Origin of the sequence: Micromonospora sp. KC723, assembly GCF_004348595.1 — a bacterium.
Classification (GTDB): domain Bacteria; phylum Actinomycetota; class Actinomycetes; order Mycobacteriales; family Micromonosporaceae; genus Micromonospora.
In genome coordinates this window covers 1-16,343 of sequence record NZ_SMKD01000124.1, presented here as the reverse complement: position 1 = coordinate 16,343, position 16,343 = coordinate 1, and the positions used below count along the sequence as shown (strand labels likewise).

Sequence of the window (16,343 nt, the reverse complement as noted above, 5' to 3'; positions counted from 1 at the left end):
GCCCCGCCCCGGCTGGCAGCCTTGCTCACCGCGACCGCCATGGCCGTCGCCGCCGCCACGGCCGGGCCACTGCCCGTCGTCGCCACCACCAGCGCCACCACCGCCGACCCCGTCCCCACCGTCGTGGTGGCACCCGACCCGTCCTACCGCCAGCCGACCTGGGAAGGCTGGGGCACGAGCCTGGTCTGGTTCGCCAACGCCACCGGCGGCTACCCCGACGAGATCCGCGACCACCTCGTCGACCTGCTCTTCGGCGAGGACGGGCTGCGGCTGAACATGGCCCGGTACAACATCGGCGGCGGCAACGCCCCCGACGTGCGGACCGACTACATGAAGGCCGGCGCCACGATGCCCGGTTTCTGGCAGGCTCCCGCCGGCACCACCCGCACCGACGTCGACTGGTGGGACCCGGACAACCCCGGGCACTGGAACTGGGAGGCCGACGCCAACCAGCGCTGGTGGGTGGACCAGATCAAGGACCGGGTCGACACGTGGGAGGCGTTCAGCAACTCCCCGCCGTACTTCCAGACCGTCAGCGGCTACGTCTCCGGCGGCTTCAACTCCAGTGCCGACCAGATCCGCGCCGACCGCGTCGACGACTTCGCCACCTACCTGGTCCGGGTCACCGAGCACCTGGAGGCCGCGCACGGCATCCGGTTCGACACCATCGAACCGCTCAACGAGCCCAACACCTCCTACTGGGGCACCCAGCTCGGCCCGGACGGACAGCCCACCGGCGGCCGGCAGGAGGGCGCCCACGCCTCCCCGGCCCTGCAACAACAGGTGATCCTGGCGCTGGCTCGCCGGCTGGAGAACGCGCGGACGCGGGCACGGATCGCCGCCATGGACGAGACGAACCCCGGCACCTTCGTCACCAACTGGAACGGCTACAGCGCCGAGACCCGCGCGGCCGTCGACCAGCTCAACGTGCACACCTACGGCACCGGTCAGCGCACCTCCGCCCGCGACATCGCCAAGGGCGTCGACAAGCCGCTGTGGATGAGCGAGGTCGACGGCACCTGGGGCACCGGGCAGAGCTTCACCAGCATGGACCCCGGCCTCGGCATCGCCGAGCGCATCGTCAACGACGTCCGCGAACTCGAACCCTCCGCGTGGATGCTGTGGCAGCCCATCGAGGACTACCACCCGCAACACGCGGGGAACAAGAACTGGGGCGCGGTCCAGATCCCGTTCGACTGCACCGCCCAGGACACCCGGCAGAGCTGCCCCGCCCGGCTCAACACCAAGTTCCACACCCTGCGCAACTTCACGCACTTCATCCGGCCCGGTGACCACGTCGTCAAGGTGAACGACACCGCCAGCCTCGCCGCCGTGTCGGCCAACGGCAGGGCCGCGACCGTCGTGCACGTCAACAGCTCCGACACCGGCCGCCACGTCACCCTCGACCTGTCCCGGTTCGGGCACGTCGCGCCGGAGGCGACCGTCACGCCGGTCGTCACCGACGCCTCCGGCGCCCTGGTGCGCCACGAGCCCGTCCGGGTCGGGAAGAAGTCCGCCGCCTTCACCGTACCGGCGAAGTCCGTGACGACCTTCGTCGTCGACGGGGTACGGGGCGTCGCCGACGACGCCGCGCTCGTCCGGGCCGGCCACGTGTACCGGCTGCGGGGCGTACAGAGCGGCAGGTCGTTGACGCCCGCCGGCTCGTCCGTGGTGATCCGCACCAGCGACGCGACCGCCGCCGACCAGCTCTGGCGGATCACCCCGGTCACCACCGCCACCGGGAACCGGTCCCGTTACCTGCTGTCCACCGGTGACCGCAACCTGGTACTGCGGGACGGATCCCTCACGCTGGAACCGTCCTCGGCGGCCATCGCCGCCGACCCGATCGCGCAGTGGATCCTCTCCACCACCGGCGACGGCACGTACACCCTGGTCAACGCGGCCACCGGCCGGCTGGTCGACGTGAGCGGACATGCCACCGCCGACGCCTCACCGGTCGGCACCTGGACGCCGTCCTCGGCGAACAACCAGCGCTGGACGATCATCGACGAGACCGTGCTGTCCACGGTCGACGCACACCTGTTCACCACTCCCGGCGCGCCGCCGGTGCTGCCCACGACCGTCACGCCGGTCTACCGGGACGGCGCACGGGGCTCGCTGCCGGTGGTGTGGCGGACGCTACCGCCCCGCCAGCGGTGGAACGCGCCCGGCACGGTCACCGTCCTGGGCACCGCCACCGACCCACTCGGTCGGAAGGTCAGGGCCCGGGCCGTCATCACCGTCGACACCGTCGTGGCCACCGAACCGGCCCGCGCCAAGGCGTACCCCGGTGGGCGCCCGGATCTGCCCGCGACCGTGACCGGTGTGGGCGCGCACGGCGCCCGGGTCCCACTGCCGGTGACCTGGTCCGCTCCTCCGGCCTACGACCGCACCGGTGTCTTCACGCTGGTGGGGACCGCCGCCCTGCCCGGCGGAAGCACAGTGCCGGCGACCGTCCGGGTGCAGGTCACCACGCCGGTCGTGGTGAACGCCGCGACCGACCCGGGTGTCCGGGCCAGCGCGACCTACACCGAGAGCGGCTACTCGGCCGACCGCCTGCACAACGGCGTCACCACGGAGAAGGCCTGGTCGAACTGGCGCTCCGGCACCAAGAACAGCACCGACACGCTGACCTTCCTGCTGCCGGCCCGCCGTGACGTGGCCAGCGCCACGGTCCACTTCCACCGTGACGGCAACGCCGACACGTACGCCCAGTCGCTGCGCGCCGAGGTCCGCGACGCGACCGGCGCCTGGGTACCCGCCAGCGACGAGATCAGCGTGCCGGGAGGGTCACCGGCACCGGTGGTCGCCGTGCCGCTGTCCGCCGTCACGACGACCGACGGCGTACGGCTGGTCCTCACCGCCCGCCCGGGACTCTGGATCACCGTCGGCGAGGTGCAGCTTCACACCCCGACGCCCGGACAGTCCTCGGACGCGGCCCTGTCGGCGCTCAGCGTCGACGGCGTGGCCGTACCGGGCTTCACCCCGGACGTCCTCGACTACACCGTTTCCGCCCGTACCGGGGAGCTGGCGGCAACCCCGCGTGACCCGTACGCGGGGGTGTCCACCGCCCAGACGCGTGCCGATCGCACCGCCACGGTCACGGTGACCAGCGAGGACCGGAGCCAGACCCGGACCTACAGGGTGCGGTTCCGGCGCTGACGGTCGCCGGGCGGGGCCGACCGGCTCCGCCCGGCGACCGCGTCCCGGGCAGCGGAGATGGGACCGGTCAGCGCTTCTTCACGATGCCGGGCAGCGCCTTCTCGGCCAGCCTGATGTCGGTGAACAGTTGGGTGCACCCGAACTCGTACTGGCCGCCGCCGCTGATGATGCCCTTGGCGACGACCTTGCCGCCGCTGACGCTGTAGACCGGCCCACCGGAGTCCCCGTTCTTGATGCAGACACCGAGCCGCTCACCCAGGGTCGCGTTGCGCAGCATCTCACCGTCGCGGTACCGGATGTTCACCTTCGTGTCGATGACCTTCCAGCCGCACTGCTCGCCGGTGGTGGTGCCGCCGGTGCAGTACTTGTCGCCGTACTTCGGCGACCTGCTGGCGACCCCCTTGACCACCCGCGAGTTGTTGGAGTTCGGCCCGCCGACGTACATCTTGGCGTCGGTCTTCCAGCCGCTGTTCATCTTCACCAGCGCGAGGTCCCCGCTGTAGTAGGACTGGCCGCTGAGTTTCACCGAGCCGGTGCTGTTGTTCCAGTTGTCCCGGACGACCTTGCCGACCTTGCTGCTGCCGTAGCGGGGCATCCGCACGTCGGTGTTGGCGCTCGTGCAGTGCCCGGCGGTGAGGAAGTAGTGCTCGCCCTCGTGCGTCCAGGAGAAGCCGATGGTGCACACGCCCCGGTTGGTGTGGACCGTGGCGCCGCCGAAGAACGGGTTGGCGTCGCTGTCCCGGCTGTACATGGCCTCGACGTCCGCGCCCGGTGTGAGATGAACCGCGACCCGGTCAGCGCCGTACCGGCTGGCCAACGCGGTACGGGTCTCCTCGGTGAGCGCGGAGGCGCGCACCACCACCCGATTACGCTCGGCGTCGACAGACGCCGCGTACAAACCCGACACGCCAGGGATGTCCGACTCCAGCACCTCGTCCTTCACGGCTGTCAGGTCGGCGAGGCTGTACTTCACCTTCGGCGTGCTGGGGTAGAAGATCCTCGGAATGATGATCCGGTCGGGCTCCTGGCCGGTCAGCGTGGCCGGCTCCGCGGGTGGCGGCTCCTCGGTCTTGCCGGACTCGACGCCCTCCTGGGTCGCGTCGTCGTTCCCGTCGTCCACCACGTTGGCCGGATCGACGGCGATACCGGCCGCCGCGTAGGCGACCTTCGTCGAGTCCGCGTTGCCCCGTACCCCCACGACGATCCGCCCCGTGGCCCGATCGACATAGGGAGGGGCGAGATCCGCCGGGTCCGCCTCGGCACGCGCCTCGGCCGCCTCGAGGGCCAACGCCACGTCGTCGGAAAGCTGGTCGGGCACCGCCGGCGGTCCGGTGAACACCTCGACAGCGGAAGCGGTGGCCGGCCGGCCGCCGGTCACGTCGGCGGAAGTCGGCTCGGCACCGGCCGGCTGCCCGGCACCGAGCAGCGCCACCGTGGCAGCCGCGCCCACGGCGACCACGCGGGTCAGAAGTCGACGCTTGTGTCTGGTCAAAGAGAGAACCCCCATGTCGATGACGGCCGTCGTGGACGTCGTCCGTCCGCATGAGACCAGACGCGATCAAGATCGGGACGCGTTGCCACAGCCGCCACCGCGAAGGTATGTCGATGATCATAGGTTGGTCAGGATCGCTGAGCGGTAGCCGACGGCCAGCCCCGCACCGTCCCGTGCACCGTGCTCCGGCGGCGAGACCCGAGCTGACCCGTCGGATGGACGGACGGGTAGGCCGCGCCGTCGGGGACCCGGCTCGCACGCTGTCGGCGCGGACCGCGCAGCGCGCGCCTTCCAGGCCCTCGACGGCGACAACCGATCTTCGGCTGCGGGCCGAACTCGGCTCGGCGACACCGGGGCAGGACCCGGCCGGCCTACTTCGCGGCGCTGCCGAAGGCGCTGGACAGGTACGCCCGGGAGTCGGCGATGGCACCCTCGATGATCCGGGCCGCCTCGCGGGCCTCCTCCGGCCGGTGACCGGCCTGCACCTGTAGCCGGAACCGCGACGAACCGGTCGGCGTCACCGGGAACTCCACCATGAACGCGAGCACCCCCCGGTCGAACAACAACCGGTTCGCGACACGGGCCAGCTTCTCGTTGCCGATCAGCAGCGGCACGATCGGTGACGGCTCGCCCATACAGGTCAGGCCGCGGGTGGTGAGTTCGTCGCGCAGGGCGTCGATGGCGGCGAAGAGCCGGCCGCGCAGTTCGTCGCCCTCCGGCGACCGGATGATCCGGGCCGCCTCCAGCACCACCGCGGTCTGCACGGGGGAGAGCGCGTTGGAGAAGAAGTGCGAGCCGCCGAACATCTTGATGTACTGCTTGAGCGCCGGCGAGTTGGACGCGACGAATCCGCCGTTGGAGCAGAACGTCTTCGAGAAGGCGCCCATCACGATGTCGACGCTGCCGAGCAGGCCCTGTAGCCCCAGTACGCCCGTGCCACCCGGGCCCATCGAGCCCAGGTCGTGCGCGACGTCGACGAGCAGGGTGGCGTCGTACTCCCGGCAGACCTGTTGCAGGGAGACCAGGTCCGGCCAGTCGGCGTCGACCGAGAAGAGGCCGTCGGTGACCACGAGGACGCCGTTGCGGGTGTCCCGGCTACGGATGTCGACCAGGTGCTGCCGTACCGACTCGACGTTGAGGTGTTCGTAGCGGACCACGTTGCGGGTGGCCGCCCGGGCGCCCTGCTGCAGGCAGGAGTGGGCCAGCCGGTCGATGAGAATGTGGTCCTCCTGGCGGACCAGGCCGACCACCACGCCGAATCCGGCGGCCCAACCGGTCGGGAAGAGCGTCACGTGCTCGAGCCCGACCAGGTCGCCGAGGGCCCGCTCCAACTCGTCGGAGATGCGGGTGTTGCCGAGCACCATCGGCGAGCCGGCGCTGTGCGGCCCGTAGTCGCGCATCGCCCGCTCGGCTGCCGCCCGGATCGCCGGATGGGTGTTGAACGACAGGTAGTCCTGCGAGTTAAAGTTGATGCCCCGGGTACGCCGACCGAGGTCGTTGGTGATCTCGGCGATGCTGCCCGGCGCCGCCTCCAGCACCCGGGAGTACTGCCACGTCTCGGTCCGCCGGCGGGCCAGCACCCATCCGTAGTAGTCCTCGGTACGGGTCAGCAGGTTGCGTCCGGCCGGCCGGTAGAAGTCGTACGCGTTCTTGTCCAGCGCGTACTCCTCGTCGGGGTCGACGGGCTTGCGTAGGTACGCCGGCTCCCACATCTCCTCGAGGTCGGCGACCACCTGGGCGAGTTCGTCGTCGGCGCCGTCGAGGGTCGCGAAGTCGTCCCACGGGATGTGGGTGGCCCAGTTGCGGGTCATCTCGGACACCTCGGCCGCGGTACGGGCCATGGTCGTCACGTCGCCGCGTCGGGCCGCATCGAGGATGATCTCGATGAGCTCGCCGTCTTCACGCTGGTCCAGGCCAGTGGTCACGGTGTTGCCTCCCGGGCGAGGTGTCAGGCGAAGGGGTTCTGCTGGTACATGCGGGACGTCGCGGCGAAGTCCTCGAAGATCGGGTAGCCGGCGGATGTTTCCTTCGCCGCGTCGTTGAGCAGGAACAGGTTCGACGCCTGGAAGAACTCCGATACCGGGGCGACGTCGGCGTGGGTGGCGATGAACCGGTCGATCTCCTGCTGGTTGCCGCGCAGCGCGACGAACAGCTGCAGCTCGTCGTGCCGGTACGGACGCATCTCGGCGAGCGTGCAGACGTAGTCGTAGTAGGCCGCGGCGTCCTGGCCCCGGCGCCGGCCCTCGTACCACGCCATCGTCTCGTCGATCGGCGCGCCGCCGGACAGCCAGCGGTCCAGCGCGGCGGAGGCCAGCTCGGCGTCCCGGAAGGCGTGCGTCATCCCGATCGCGGTGCACTGGTCCTTGAACGATTCCGCATCGCCGACGAGCACCCAGCCGGGTCCGTGCAGCGGCCGGAGGAACGCCGCCTGGTCGAGGGTGCCGTAGATGCGCTCCTCCCGGGTCCCCTGGGCGCGCACCAGCTCGCCGAGCTCCGGGCTGACGAAGTCCAGCGCCCGCTGGTAGTTGCCGGGCACGTCGGCGCGGAACTCCCGCGACCACTCGCTCGGCCCCCACACCAGGACCATGTTCTGCTCGAAGTTGGTCGGCACGACGGCGCAGGCCAGCCGCCCGCGCCGATGCAGCTGCGCGGTTTCGAGGCTGAAGCCGGAGTAGTAGCTCCAGTAGGCGAAGGTGCAGCGGGGTCGCTCGTCGAACTTGGGCAGCCCGAGGGTACGGGCCACGAACGAGTTCCGGCCGTCGGCACCCACCACGATCCGGGCCCGCTCCTCGATTAACTGCCCGTCGGAGGTGCGGCCCCGGATACCGACGACATGCCCGTCCTCGACGATCAGGCCACGGACGGTGCAGTTGGTGCGTACCTCGGCGCCGGCCTTGGCCGCCGCCTGGACCAGGATCTGGTCCAGGACGCTACGCCGGATCGAGGCATAGGTGCGCACCACGCCCGAGTCGTCGCCGTGCAGGTCACGGAAGTAGGCCCGGAGCAGCTCGGCCGGGACCGAACCGGTCAGCCGGATGCCCTCGTTGACCACGTCGATCTCGGTCTGCGCCGGGGTGACCGCCAGTACCTGCTCCAGCAGTCCCCACCGGTTCAGGTAGGACATCCCGTGCGGCCACAGGAAGTGCGTCGAGATGACGTCGCTGGGAAACGAGGAGCGGTCGACCACCAGCACGCGGTGCCCGCGTCGGGCGAGCAGCATGGCCGTGGACGCCCCCGAACAGCGGGCCCCGATCACGATCGCGTCGTACATCCCTGTCGATCCTCCGTTGGTCGGGCCCGCCACCGACTGTCCATAGTAGACGTTCTGCGGCGACGAGCCCACCCTCCGTAGAAAGGGCGTCGAGAGAGCAAGTTCTTGTTGCCCCGCGAGGCGTCGAAGCCGGGAGTTCGAACCTAACGGTTCTGTCGCGCGTCGGGTGGTGGGGCAGGGCGCCGGTCAGCCCTCTTTCGGTCGTCGTCCATCCGACCCGGGATCGGCCGAACAGCGAAGATCGGCTATAAGTGGGGGATGGAGTTCCCGCCGTACCTCGCCACCATGCCGATGCACGCGATCACCGAGATCCACGGGGAACGCGGCCTGCTGGAGCGGTTCCGGCTGGAGATCCAGACCTTCGACCCGCCGGCCCGGGAGCGCCTCACCGAGGCCCTCGACCTCGCCGCCGACCTGCACCGCCACGACCGGCGGGTACGGGAGCCGTACCTGAACCACCTGCTGCGGGTGTCGATCCGGATGACGCACCACTACCAGGTACGTGACGTCGACGTGATCGTCGCCGGTCTGCTGCACGACTCGGTGGAGGACCATCCCGGCGAGCTGGCCGGCCCCGGCGACGCCGACCCGACGGCGGCGGCGCTGGCCGCCCTCGCCGCCCGTTTCGGCCCGCGGGTCGCCCGCCTGGTCGGCGCGGTCACCAATCCGGAGTACGACCCCGACCGCGACCGACACGTCCAGTACCGGGAGCACGTGGCGGCCAGCCTGGACCGGGAGCCGTGGGCGCGGGTCATCAAGGTCTCCGACTTCACCGACAACGGGCTGGGCGTGGTCTACACGATCGGCCCGAAGGTGGCCCGGTCGGCGGCGAAGTACCGCCCGCTGGTGCCGGTGTTCCGGGACCTGATCTCCCGGGCCGACACGCCCCTGTCGGCGCCGGTGAAGCGGCACATCTTCGCTCAGCTGGACCTCGCCGAGGAGCGGTTCAGCGCCATCCTGGACCAACCCAACTAGCCGCGCTCCGGACGGGTGACTGGTACGGTCCCGTCCATGTGCCTGCGCGTCGTGTCGCCGCCCGCCGAGTAGCGGGCCGACCCTCTTTCGCACCACCCGCCCGGCGACCACGTCGCCGGGTCGACGGTCGCTGCCCGCCCCGGTTCCCTTCCTCGCGGCACGACCTTCTCGGGAGATCACTCACATGGCACGTCAGACCACCCTGCCCGTCGGGCGGGGTCTATTGTTCATCGCCCTCGCGGCGGTGTCCTGGGGCGTCGGCGGCTTCGTCGCCGCCCTGCTGTACCGGCACAGCGACCTCGGGCCGATTGCCGTCTCCTGCTGGCGGTACGTCGGCGGGCTGCTCCTGCTGCTCGGGCTTCGCCCCGTGGTCAGGCGGGAGCGCGGCGGACGCGTCGGCGTTCGCCGGTTGCTGCTCAACGGCACCGGGATGGCGCTGTACCAGACCGCCTACTACGTCGCCATCGAGCTGTGCGGGGTGGCCGTGGCCACGGTCGTCACCCTCGGCTCCGGGCCCGTCCTCATCGCGCTGGGCGCCCGCTGGCGGTTCGGCGAACGCCTCGGCGCGAGCGGGGTCGCGGTGACCGGCGGCTGCGTCGCCGGGCTCGCGCTGCTGGTTGGTGCGGGTACCGGCGCGGGCAGCCACCCGGTCCTGGGCATCGGCGTGGCGCTGCTCTCCGCGGCCGGGTACGCCGGGGTGACACTGCTCAACCGCGCCTCGGCGGACGACCCGTTCGACGCCGCGCTCGGCGGGTTCGCCGTGGGCCTGCTGCTCCTGCTGCCGCTCGCCCTCGCCGAGGGCCTGCTCCCTCAGCCGGACGGGCTCGCCACCACGGTGGGCATGCTGGCGTTCCTGGGTGCGGTGCCCACCGCGCTGGCGTACGCCATGTTCTTCGCCGGGCTCGCGGTCGTGCGCGCGACGACGGCGTCCGTGGTGGCGCTCGTGGAGCCGCTGACCGCGACCGTGCTGGGGGTGGCGGTGCTGGGTGAGCGGCTCGGCCTGCCGGCCGCCGTCGGGGCGGCCGTGCTGCTGGCCGGCGTCGTGGTGCGCACCGTCCAGGAGCGCGACACACGGTAGCGCGGTCTGTTGCGGCCTGTCGGGGCGAACTGAGGCTCGGCCGGCCCCGCCCGGTGCGGGGCCGGCCCGGGCGGCCGTCAGCGAGCCAGCCCGGGGCGACCGAGGTCCAGGACGCCGACGGTCTGGCCACCGCTGCGCTCGCCGGTCGGCCGGAAGCCGAGCCTCAGGTAGAACGGCTTGGGCCCTCCGGCGCGTGGCGAGCGCCGCCTCGTAGTTCTTCGGGGTGACCTGCTCCAACCGCATGCGGCGGACGATAGCGAACGGGCAAGATCCACGCCGGGATCATTCGCACCCGGGTGGCAGGATGTCCGCTGTGGACTGGATGCCACTGCTGAGCACCGGGGCGGGTGCGCTCATCGCGCTCTCCGGCAGTTTCCTGGTCGACCTGCGCCGGGAACGGGACACCCGGGCGCGGGACCGCGACCTGGACCGCTGGCGCACCTGCGTGGACTTCGCGCTCGCCCTGGACGCGGCGCACACCGCGCTGCGGTCCGTGCCCGCCGGCGACCGGCAGGCGGCCAGCGTGGCGATGACCGAGGCCGGGGCGTACCAGGCGCGCGAGCGGCTGCTGATGTCCGGCACGCCGGACCTGGTGGTGGCCGGAGAGGTGGTCTTCCACCGCCTGGTGGCGATGCGCAAGCTGATCGGCGCGGGCTCTGACGTACGCTCGCCGGCCGGGCACGAGTCGTACCACGAGTTCGCCGAGGCGCTGTGGACGTTCCGGATGGCGGTGCGACAGCGCTTCGGGCACCGGGCGCTCCAGCCCGGAACGCTCAAGCGCAGGGACTGGTCGGAGCGGCACGAGTGCGCGTACTGCGCAACGCCCGGCTGACCACCGGGCCAGCGAGAGGCGAGCTCCATCGCGGGCCGCCAACCGAACATGTCGACATCCGTTCACTGCGAAGCAGGAAGGAACGTTGATGCTGCGGATCATGCTGTGCGGCGCGCACGACACGGAGCGCTTCCGCGAGGATTTCATCGAGGTCGCCACCGGGTTCGACGCCGAGGTGTGGCACTACCTGTCCGGCGACATCCTGCACGTCAACCACGCGCAGGCCAACTGGGTGACCAACTCGCGGGAGACCGTACGCAACGCGCACGTGTGCGTCTTCCTGACCGTCGAGTCGTACGGGGAGATCACCTGGCAGACCGAGCTACGCGAGGCGCTGACCCAGGGCAAGCCCATCCTGGTGTTCTGCCTGGACGACACGTACAGGGCGTACCGGACGCTGACCAGGGACGTCTCGCTGTCCGCCATCACCGATCCGGGCAAGCAGAAACTCGTCGCCATCCTCGGCGAGGTGGAGTCGGAGCGGCAACTGACGGTCATCCCGTTCTCGTACGGGAGGTTCAAGGAGCGGTTCAGGAGCCAACTGTCCCGCCTGGTCGAGCAGGCGCTGCGCCAGATCGAGGAACGCAACAAGCGGATGGCGGTGGCCCGGATCCTCCACGAGCCGTCCCGGCTCACCCGGTCCGAGCTGCTGGTCAGCGCCGACATCGCGACGGACGAGTTCGAGAACAAGAGCTGGCGCAAACAGGCCATCCACGCCCTCGCAGCTCATGGCGCCGACGACGACGAACTCATCCTCGCCCTGATGTCAAGCATGGAGCAGGGCGTGCAGCGGCTCACCATCGAGCTGCTGCCGAAGTTGTACACCGCCCGACCGGCCGACCCGGAGTTCTTCGCCCACTGCATCGCCATGGCCAACCGCTCGTCCGACATCGGGGTGACCCGGCGCCTCATCCCGGCGCTCCTTGAGATCGACCTGCCCGCCGCCGTACGGGCGATGGCCACGCTCGACCTCGTGGAGTCCGGCGCGCGCCGCCGGATGTTCGAGACGCTGGAGACGTTCGCGCAGCACCTGACCGACCCGGAGGTGGTCGAAGGCGTGTGCACGCTGCTCGCCCGCTGCCTGACCGCCGAGTCCGAGGCGGATTGGAAGGCCCGTTGCCGGGCCTGGCACCAGCGGCTCACCTCCGGTCGACCGGGCGACGGCGGCGCTGCCGACGACGAGGAGACTTTCTCTTCATAACCCAGGTGTCGAGCCGAGCAAGCCCGCGGCCAGCCGTCTTCGAGCTTATTGGCCTCGACCGTGGCCAAGCGGTGTCAGGCGGCGGCCAGCGCCGCGTACCGGCCGGCGCGGCGCAGCAGCGTCTCGTGGGTGCCGGACTCGACGATCCGGCCGTGGTCGAGCACCGCGATCTGGTCGGCGTGGCGGACGGTGGAGAGCCGGTGCGCGATGGTGATCACCGTACGGCCCTCGGCGAGGACGTCCAGGGCCTGCTGCACGGCGCGCTCGGTCTCGGTGTCCAGCGCGCTGGTGGCCTCGTCGAGCACCAGGACGCGTGGGTTGCGCAGCAGCGTACGGGCGATGGCCAGGCGTTGCCGCTCGCCGCCGGAGAAGCGGTGGCCGCGCGAGCCGACCGTGGTGTCGTACCCGTCGGGCAGGCCGACGACCAGGTCGTGGATCCGCGCGGCGCGGGCGGCGTCCTCGATCTCGGTGTCGGTGGCGTCGGGGCGGGCGTACCGGAGGTTCTCCCGGACGGTGGTGTGCAGCAGGTAGGTCTCCTGACTGACCACGCCCACGACGGCGGCCAGGTCGACCAGCCGCAGGTCGCGCAGGTCGACGCCGTCGATGGTGACGCGTCCGCTGTCCGGGTCGTGCAGCCGGCTGGTCAGGGCGGCGAGGGTGCTCTTGCCGGAGCCGGTCTCGCCGACCAGGGCGAGGCTGGTGCCGGCGGGGACGTCGAGGGTGACGCCGGCGACGGCGGCGGTGTCGCTGCCCGGGTAGCTGAAGGTGACCTCCTCGACGCGCAGGTCGCCACGGACCAACGCCGGGTCGATCTCGACCGGCTCGACCGGGTCGTCGACCTCCACCGGCAGGTCGAGGTACTCGAAGATGCGGGCGAACAGCGCCAGCGAGGCGGTGAGCTGGACGCCGACGTTGAGCAGCCCCATCAGCGGCCGGAACAGTCCGCCCTGCAGGGCGGTGAAGGCGACCAGGGTGCCGATGCTGAGCGTGCCGGCGGTGCCGGGCAGCCCGGCGCCCAGGTAGATGACGGCGGGGATCGCCGCGAAGACGACGGTCATGGTGGCCATCCGCCAGCGGCCGGCCAGTTCGGAGCGGAGTTCGAGGTCGACGAGGCGGGCGGATGAGGCCGCGAACCGGTCGGCGAGCGCGCCGCCGGCACCGAGGGTCTTGGCCAACTGCACGCCGCTGACGCTCAGCCCCTCCTCGACGGTGACGTTCAGGTCGGCCAGCTCGCGCTGGAGCTGGGCGGTGATCTCCCGACGCATGACGGCCACCCGGCGGGCCAGCCAGATCGCCGGCGGCAGGACGACCAGCGAGACCAGGGTGAGCCGCCAGGACAACGCCACCATCGCGACCACGGTGGCCACCGCGGTGGTCAGGTTGGAGGCGATGGAGGTGGCGGTGGAGGTGACGACGGCCTGCATGCCGCCGATGTCGTTGGTGATGCGCGACTGCACCTCGCCGGTGCGGGTGCGGGTGAAGAAGGCGATCGACTGGCGTTGCAGGTGCGCGAAGACGTCGGTGCGCAGCCGGTGCATCACCTGCTGGCCGACCCGGGTGGCGATCCAGGTCTGCACCACGCCGAGCACGGCGGTCACCGCCGCGACGGCGACCATGCCGACGACCAACTGGACCAGCAGGGTCAGGTCGCGCTCCGGCAGCGCCCGGTCGATCACGGCGCGCAGCAGGAACGGCGAGGCCATGGCGAGCACCGAGGAGACCACGATGATCGCGCTGACGGTGGCGAGTGCGGCGCGGTGGGCGGTGAAGAGCCGGCCGACGCGGCGCAGGGAGACCGCGCGGGCCTGGGTCTTCTCGGCGGCGCTCGCGGTCCGGGCTGCCCCGCCGTGGCCGGGCCGGTGGGTGGGGACGGTGTCCAAGGGGCCTCCTGACGACTTACTGAGGTTACCTCATCATGAGGGAACAACAGCAACCTCTGGTACCGTATTCCGGTGACCGGCGAGGAACCCGACGCGCTTGAGGAGAGCCTTCCGGAGCTGTTCTGGGCGGTGGCCCGACGGCTGCGCCACCACTCCCGGCGCACCCTCGAACCATGGGAGATCAATCCCGGCCACGCCCGCGCCCTCGCGGTGCTCAGCCGACACGGCGCGATCCGGCTCCGCGACCTCGCCGACCACCTGCACATCGCGCCCCGCTCCACCACCGAGGTCGTTGACGGCCTGGAGGACCGCGGGCTCGTCGCGCGCCGCCCCGACCCGGCGGATCGCCGCGCGACCCTGGTCACGCTGACCGACGAGGGCACGCGGGTCGGCCGCGCCATCCGGGCGGCGCGCAACGCCGAGGCGGAACGCTTCTTCGGCCACCTCTCCCCCGCCGACCGCGACGACCTGACCCGCATCCTGCGTACGCTGCGCGACTGAACCGCCGCCACCGGCGCCCGTACCGGCACCATCCGACCGACCGCCGCCACCGGCGCCCGTCGGCCCGGCCAGGCGGCCCCGAGGCCGGCCCCGTTCCCGGTCGTCATCCGGCACGGCGACGGCGGGCCAGGATCGCGGCACCTCCCGGCGGGCCGCCTCCGTCGCGCCGGGCGAACTCGAAGGCGACCCGCTCGGCGGGGTGCGGTCGCCTCGGTCCGCATGATCGGGTGACCCTCAGGGACATCCCGGTCCGTGTCGTCATCCGCACCCCCGCCCGATCACCAGACAGTTCAGGCTTTGCTTATATAAGTGCAGGGTGATAGAAATGGCCGGTGCACGCCTTTGACGTCCTCGGTGATCCGGTGCGCCGCCGCATCCTGGAGCTGCTCGCCGAGGGTGAGCGGACCGCCGGCGGGATCGGCGCGGTGATCCAGGAGGAGTTCGGCATCTCCCAACCGGCCGTCTCCCAGCACCTGAGGGTGCTGCGGGACACCGGCTTCACCACGGTCCGTCCCGACGGCGCCCGCCGGCTGTACGCGGTGGACCCGCGACCGCTGCGGGAGGTCGACGAGTGGCTCGCCGGCTTCCGCCGGTTCTGGGCGCCGAAGCTGGACGCCCTCGCCACCGAACTGGCCCGGGGTCGACGCGCACGGCGTGCACACCCACCGACCGAGGAGAGGAGCACCCGATGACGGACGTCACCCACCAGATCAGCGCCGTACGGCGCACCGTCGGCACCCGCACGCTGGAAGCCGGCGAGGCGCGCGTGCTGACCATCAGCCAGACGTACGACGCGCCCCTGGAGGACGTCTGGGACGCCTGCACCAACGCCGAACGCATCCCCCGCTGGTTCCTGCCGATCTCCGGGGAGCTGCGGGTGGGTGGGCAGTACCAACTCGAGGGCAACGCGGGCGGCACCGTCCAACGGTGCGACCCGCCGACCGGGTTCGCCGCCACCTGGGAGTACGGCGGCGAGGTCAGCTGGATCGAGGTGCGGCTCACCCGGGAGGGCGGGCGGCGTACCCGGTTCGAGCTGGAGCACGTCGCGCACGTCGACGACGAGCGCTGGCTCGAGTTCGGCCCCGGCGCCGTCGGCGTCGGCTGGGACCTGGGCCTGCTCGGCCTCGCCTCTCACCTGCGCGCCGACGGCACCGGCGTCAAGCCGGAACAGGCCGCCGCGTGGCTGGCCTCCGAGGAGGCTCGCCGGTTCATGACGGCGGTCAGCGAGAGCTGGGGCGAGGCCAGCGTCGCCGGTGGCGCCGACCCCGACGCCGCGCGGGCCGCCGCCGCGCGCACCACGGCCGCGTACACGGGCGTGCCGGCCTGATCCGTCGACACGGGTCACCGGACCGGGGGCCGTCGCCGCGATCCTCCGGTGCGGCGTGCGACCGAGGACGGCGGTCGCCGGGCGGGCGCGGTAACGTGCGGCGACATGACCGCCGCACCCTTCTCGCACTGCTCGTACTGCGGCGCCGCCTACCCGGCGGACGCCGACTGGCCGCGGGTCTGTGCGGTCTGCGGCGAGACGGTCTGGCGCAATCCGCTGCCCGTGGCGGTGGCCCTGCTACCGGTGCGCACCGACGCCGGGCTGGGCCTGGTGGTGGTCCGCCGGGACATCGCGCCGGCGCGCGGGCTGCTCGCGCTGCCCGGCGGCTTCATCGAGTACGGCGAGGAGTGGGCCGACGCGCTGGTACGGGAGCTGCGCGAGGAGACCGGCCTGATCGGTGATCCGGCGCAGGCACGGCTGTTCGCGGTACAGGGCGCCCCGGCCGGCGGCACCATCATGATCTTCGGTGAGCTGCCCGAGCGCCCGGCGCGGGCCCTGCCGCCGTCGGCCCCGACCGAGGAGGCCACCGAGTGGCTGGTCCTCACCGAGCCGGTCGAGTTGGCCTTCTCCACCCACACCCAGGCCATGGCCGACTTCTTCGCCCGCCATGCCTGACCCCCACGC

Annotated in this window: 13 protein-coding genes; 9 read left to right on the top strand and 4 right to left on the bottom strand. The window is 71.7% G+C overall.

All coding sequences use genetic code 11. The features are described from left to right. A partial coding sequence (locus E1165_RS22705) for a glycoside hydrolase (protein WP_207917009.1) occupies window positions 1-3,162 on the top strand: 3,162 nt, incomplete at its 5' end. A 67-nt stretch (window positions 3,163-3,229) separates the two neighbouring features. Here E1165_RS22705 and E1165_RS22700 read toward each other — a convergent pair. The 3 genes from E1165_RS22700 to E1165_RS22690 form a co-directional block, all read right to left on the bottom strand. Beyond that, entirely contained in the window at window positions 3,230-4,654 is a 1,425-nt protein-coding gene (locus tag E1165_RS22700; protein WP_165945295.1) for a S1 family peptidase, read from the bottom strand. A gap of 371 nt (window positions 4,655-5,025) precedes the next feature. Continuing rightward, window positions 5,026-6,579: an aminotransferase class I/II-fold pyridoxal phosphate-dependent enzyme gene (locus E1165_RS22695; RefSeq protein WP_132393785.1), complete on the bottom strand. Its 1,554-nt coding sequence runs from the start codon at window positions 6,577-6,579 to the stop codon at window positions 5,026-5,028. A 23-nt stretch (window positions 6,580-6,602) separates the two neighbouring features. Continuing rightward, entirely contained in the window at window positions 6,603-7,925 is a 1,323-nt protein-coding gene (locus tag E1165_RS22690; protein ID WP_132393784.1) for an NAD(P)/FAD-dependent oxidoreductase, read from the bottom strand. Between the two features lie 258 nt (window positions 7,926-8,183). On the opposite strand from E1165_RS22690, the gene E1165_RS22685 reads away from it, so the two are divergent. The 4 genes from E1165_RS22685 to E1165_RS22665 all read left to right on the top strand — a co-directional run bounded on the left by E1165_RS22685 (window position 8,184) and on the right by E1165_RS22665 (window position 12,011). Beyond that, window positions 8,184-8,900 carry an HD domain-containing protein gene (locus E1165_RS22685; protein ID WP_132393783.1) on the top strand — a complete coding sequence of 239 codons (717 nt, stop codon included), beginning with the start codon at window positions 8,184-8,186 and terminating at the stop codon, window positions 8,898-8,900. 184 nt (window positions 8,901-9,084) lie between these two features. After that, a complete protein-coding gene (locus tag E1165_RS22680; RefSeq protein ID WP_132393782.1) occupies window positions 9,085-9,978 on the top strand; it encodes a DMT family transporter in 894 nt (297 codons plus the stop codon). Between the two features lie 304 nt (window positions 9,979-10,282). Then, window positions 10,283-10,810 (top strand): hypothetical protein, encoded by a 528-nt coding sequence (locus E1165_RS22670; protein ID WP_132393780.1) that lies wholly within the window; start codon window positions 10,283-10,285, stop codon window positions 10,808-10,810. A gap of 88 nt (window positions 10,811-10,898) precedes the next feature. Next, entirely contained in the window at window positions 10,899-12,011 is a 1,113-nt protein-coding gene (locus E1165_RS22665; RefSeq protein WP_132393779.1) for a hypothetical protein, read from the top strand. 74 nt (window positions 12,012-12,085) lie between these two features. Here E1165_RS22665 and E1165_RS22660 read toward each other — a convergent pair whose 3' ends face one another. Continuing rightward, the gene (locus tag E1165_RS22660; RefSeq protein WP_132393778.1) at window positions 12,086-13,891 is read right to left on the bottom strand and encodes an ABC transporter ATP-binding protein; all 1,806 of its coding nucleotides are present in this window, start codon (window positions 13,889-13,891) and stop codon (window positions 12,086-12,088) included. A 72-nt stretch (window positions 13,892-13,963) separates the two neighbouring features. Between E1165_RS22660 and E1165_RS22655 the strand changes: the two genes are divergently transcribed. The 4 genes from E1165_RS22655 to E1165_RS22640 all read left to right on the top strand — a co-directional run bounded on the left by E1165_RS22655 (window position 13,964) and on the right by E1165_RS22640 (window position 16,334). Further along, window positions 13,964-14,392: a MarR family winged helix-turn-helix transcriptional regulator gene (locus E1165_RS22655; RefSeq protein ID WP_132393777.1), complete on the top strand. Its 429-nt coding sequence runs from the start codon at window positions 13,964-13,966 to the stop codon at window positions 14,390-14,392. 332 nt (window positions 14,393-14,724) lie between these two features. Further along, window positions 14,725-15,084: a helix-turn-helix transcriptional regulator gene (locus tag E1165_RS22650; protein WP_132393776.1), complete on the top strand. Its 360-nt coding sequence runs from the start codon at window positions 14,725-14,727 to the stop codon at window positions 15,082-15,084. Further along, entirely contained in the window at window positions 15,081-15,719 is a 639-nt protein-coding gene (locus E1165_RS22645; RefSeq protein ID WP_132393775.1) for an SRPBCC family protein, read from the top strand. Before E1165_RS22650 ends, E1165_RS22645 begins: the two co-directional genes overlap by 4 nt. Window positions 15,720-15,824: 105 nt before the next feature. Next, the gene (locus E1165_RS22640; protein WP_132393774.1) at window positions 15,825-16,334 is read left to right on the top strand and encodes an NUDIX domain-containing protein; all 510 of its coding nucleotides are present in this window, start codon (window positions 15,825-15,827) and stop codon (window positions 16,332-16,334) included. The last annotated feature ends 9 nt before the right edge of the window (window positions 16,335-16,343 follow it).

Excerpts from the sequence above, each read along its gene's own strand:
- E1165_RS22690 (WP_132393784.1), bottom strand. The coding sequence starts at position 7,925 with ATGTACGACGCGATCGTGATCGGGGCCCGCTGTTCGGGGGCGTCCACG.
- E1165_RS22685 (WP_132393783.1), top strand. The coding sequence starts at position 8,184 with ATGGAGTTCCCGCCGTACCTCGCCACCATGCCGATGCACGCGATCACC.
- E1165_RS22680 (WP_132393782.1), top strand. The coding sequence starts at position 9,085 with ATGGCACGTCAGACCACCCTGCCCGTCGGGCGGGGTCTATTGTTCATC.
- E1165_RS22670 (WP_132393780.1), top strand. The coding sequence starts at position 10,283 with ATGTCCGCTGTGGACTGGATGCCACTGCTGAGCACCGGGGCGGGTGCG.
- E1165_RS22665 (WP_132393779.1), top strand. The coding sequence starts at position 10,899 with ATGCTGCGGATCATGCTGTGCGGCGCGCACGACACGGAGCGCTTCCGC.
- E1165_RS22645 (WP_132393775.1), top strand. The coding sequence starts at position 15,081 with ATGACGGACGTCACCCACCAGATCAGCGCCGTACGGCGCACCGTCGGC.
- E1165_RS22640 (WP_132393774.1), top strand. The coding sequence starts at position 15,825 with ATGACCGCCGCACCCTTCTCGCACTGCTCGTACTGCGGCGCCGCCTAC.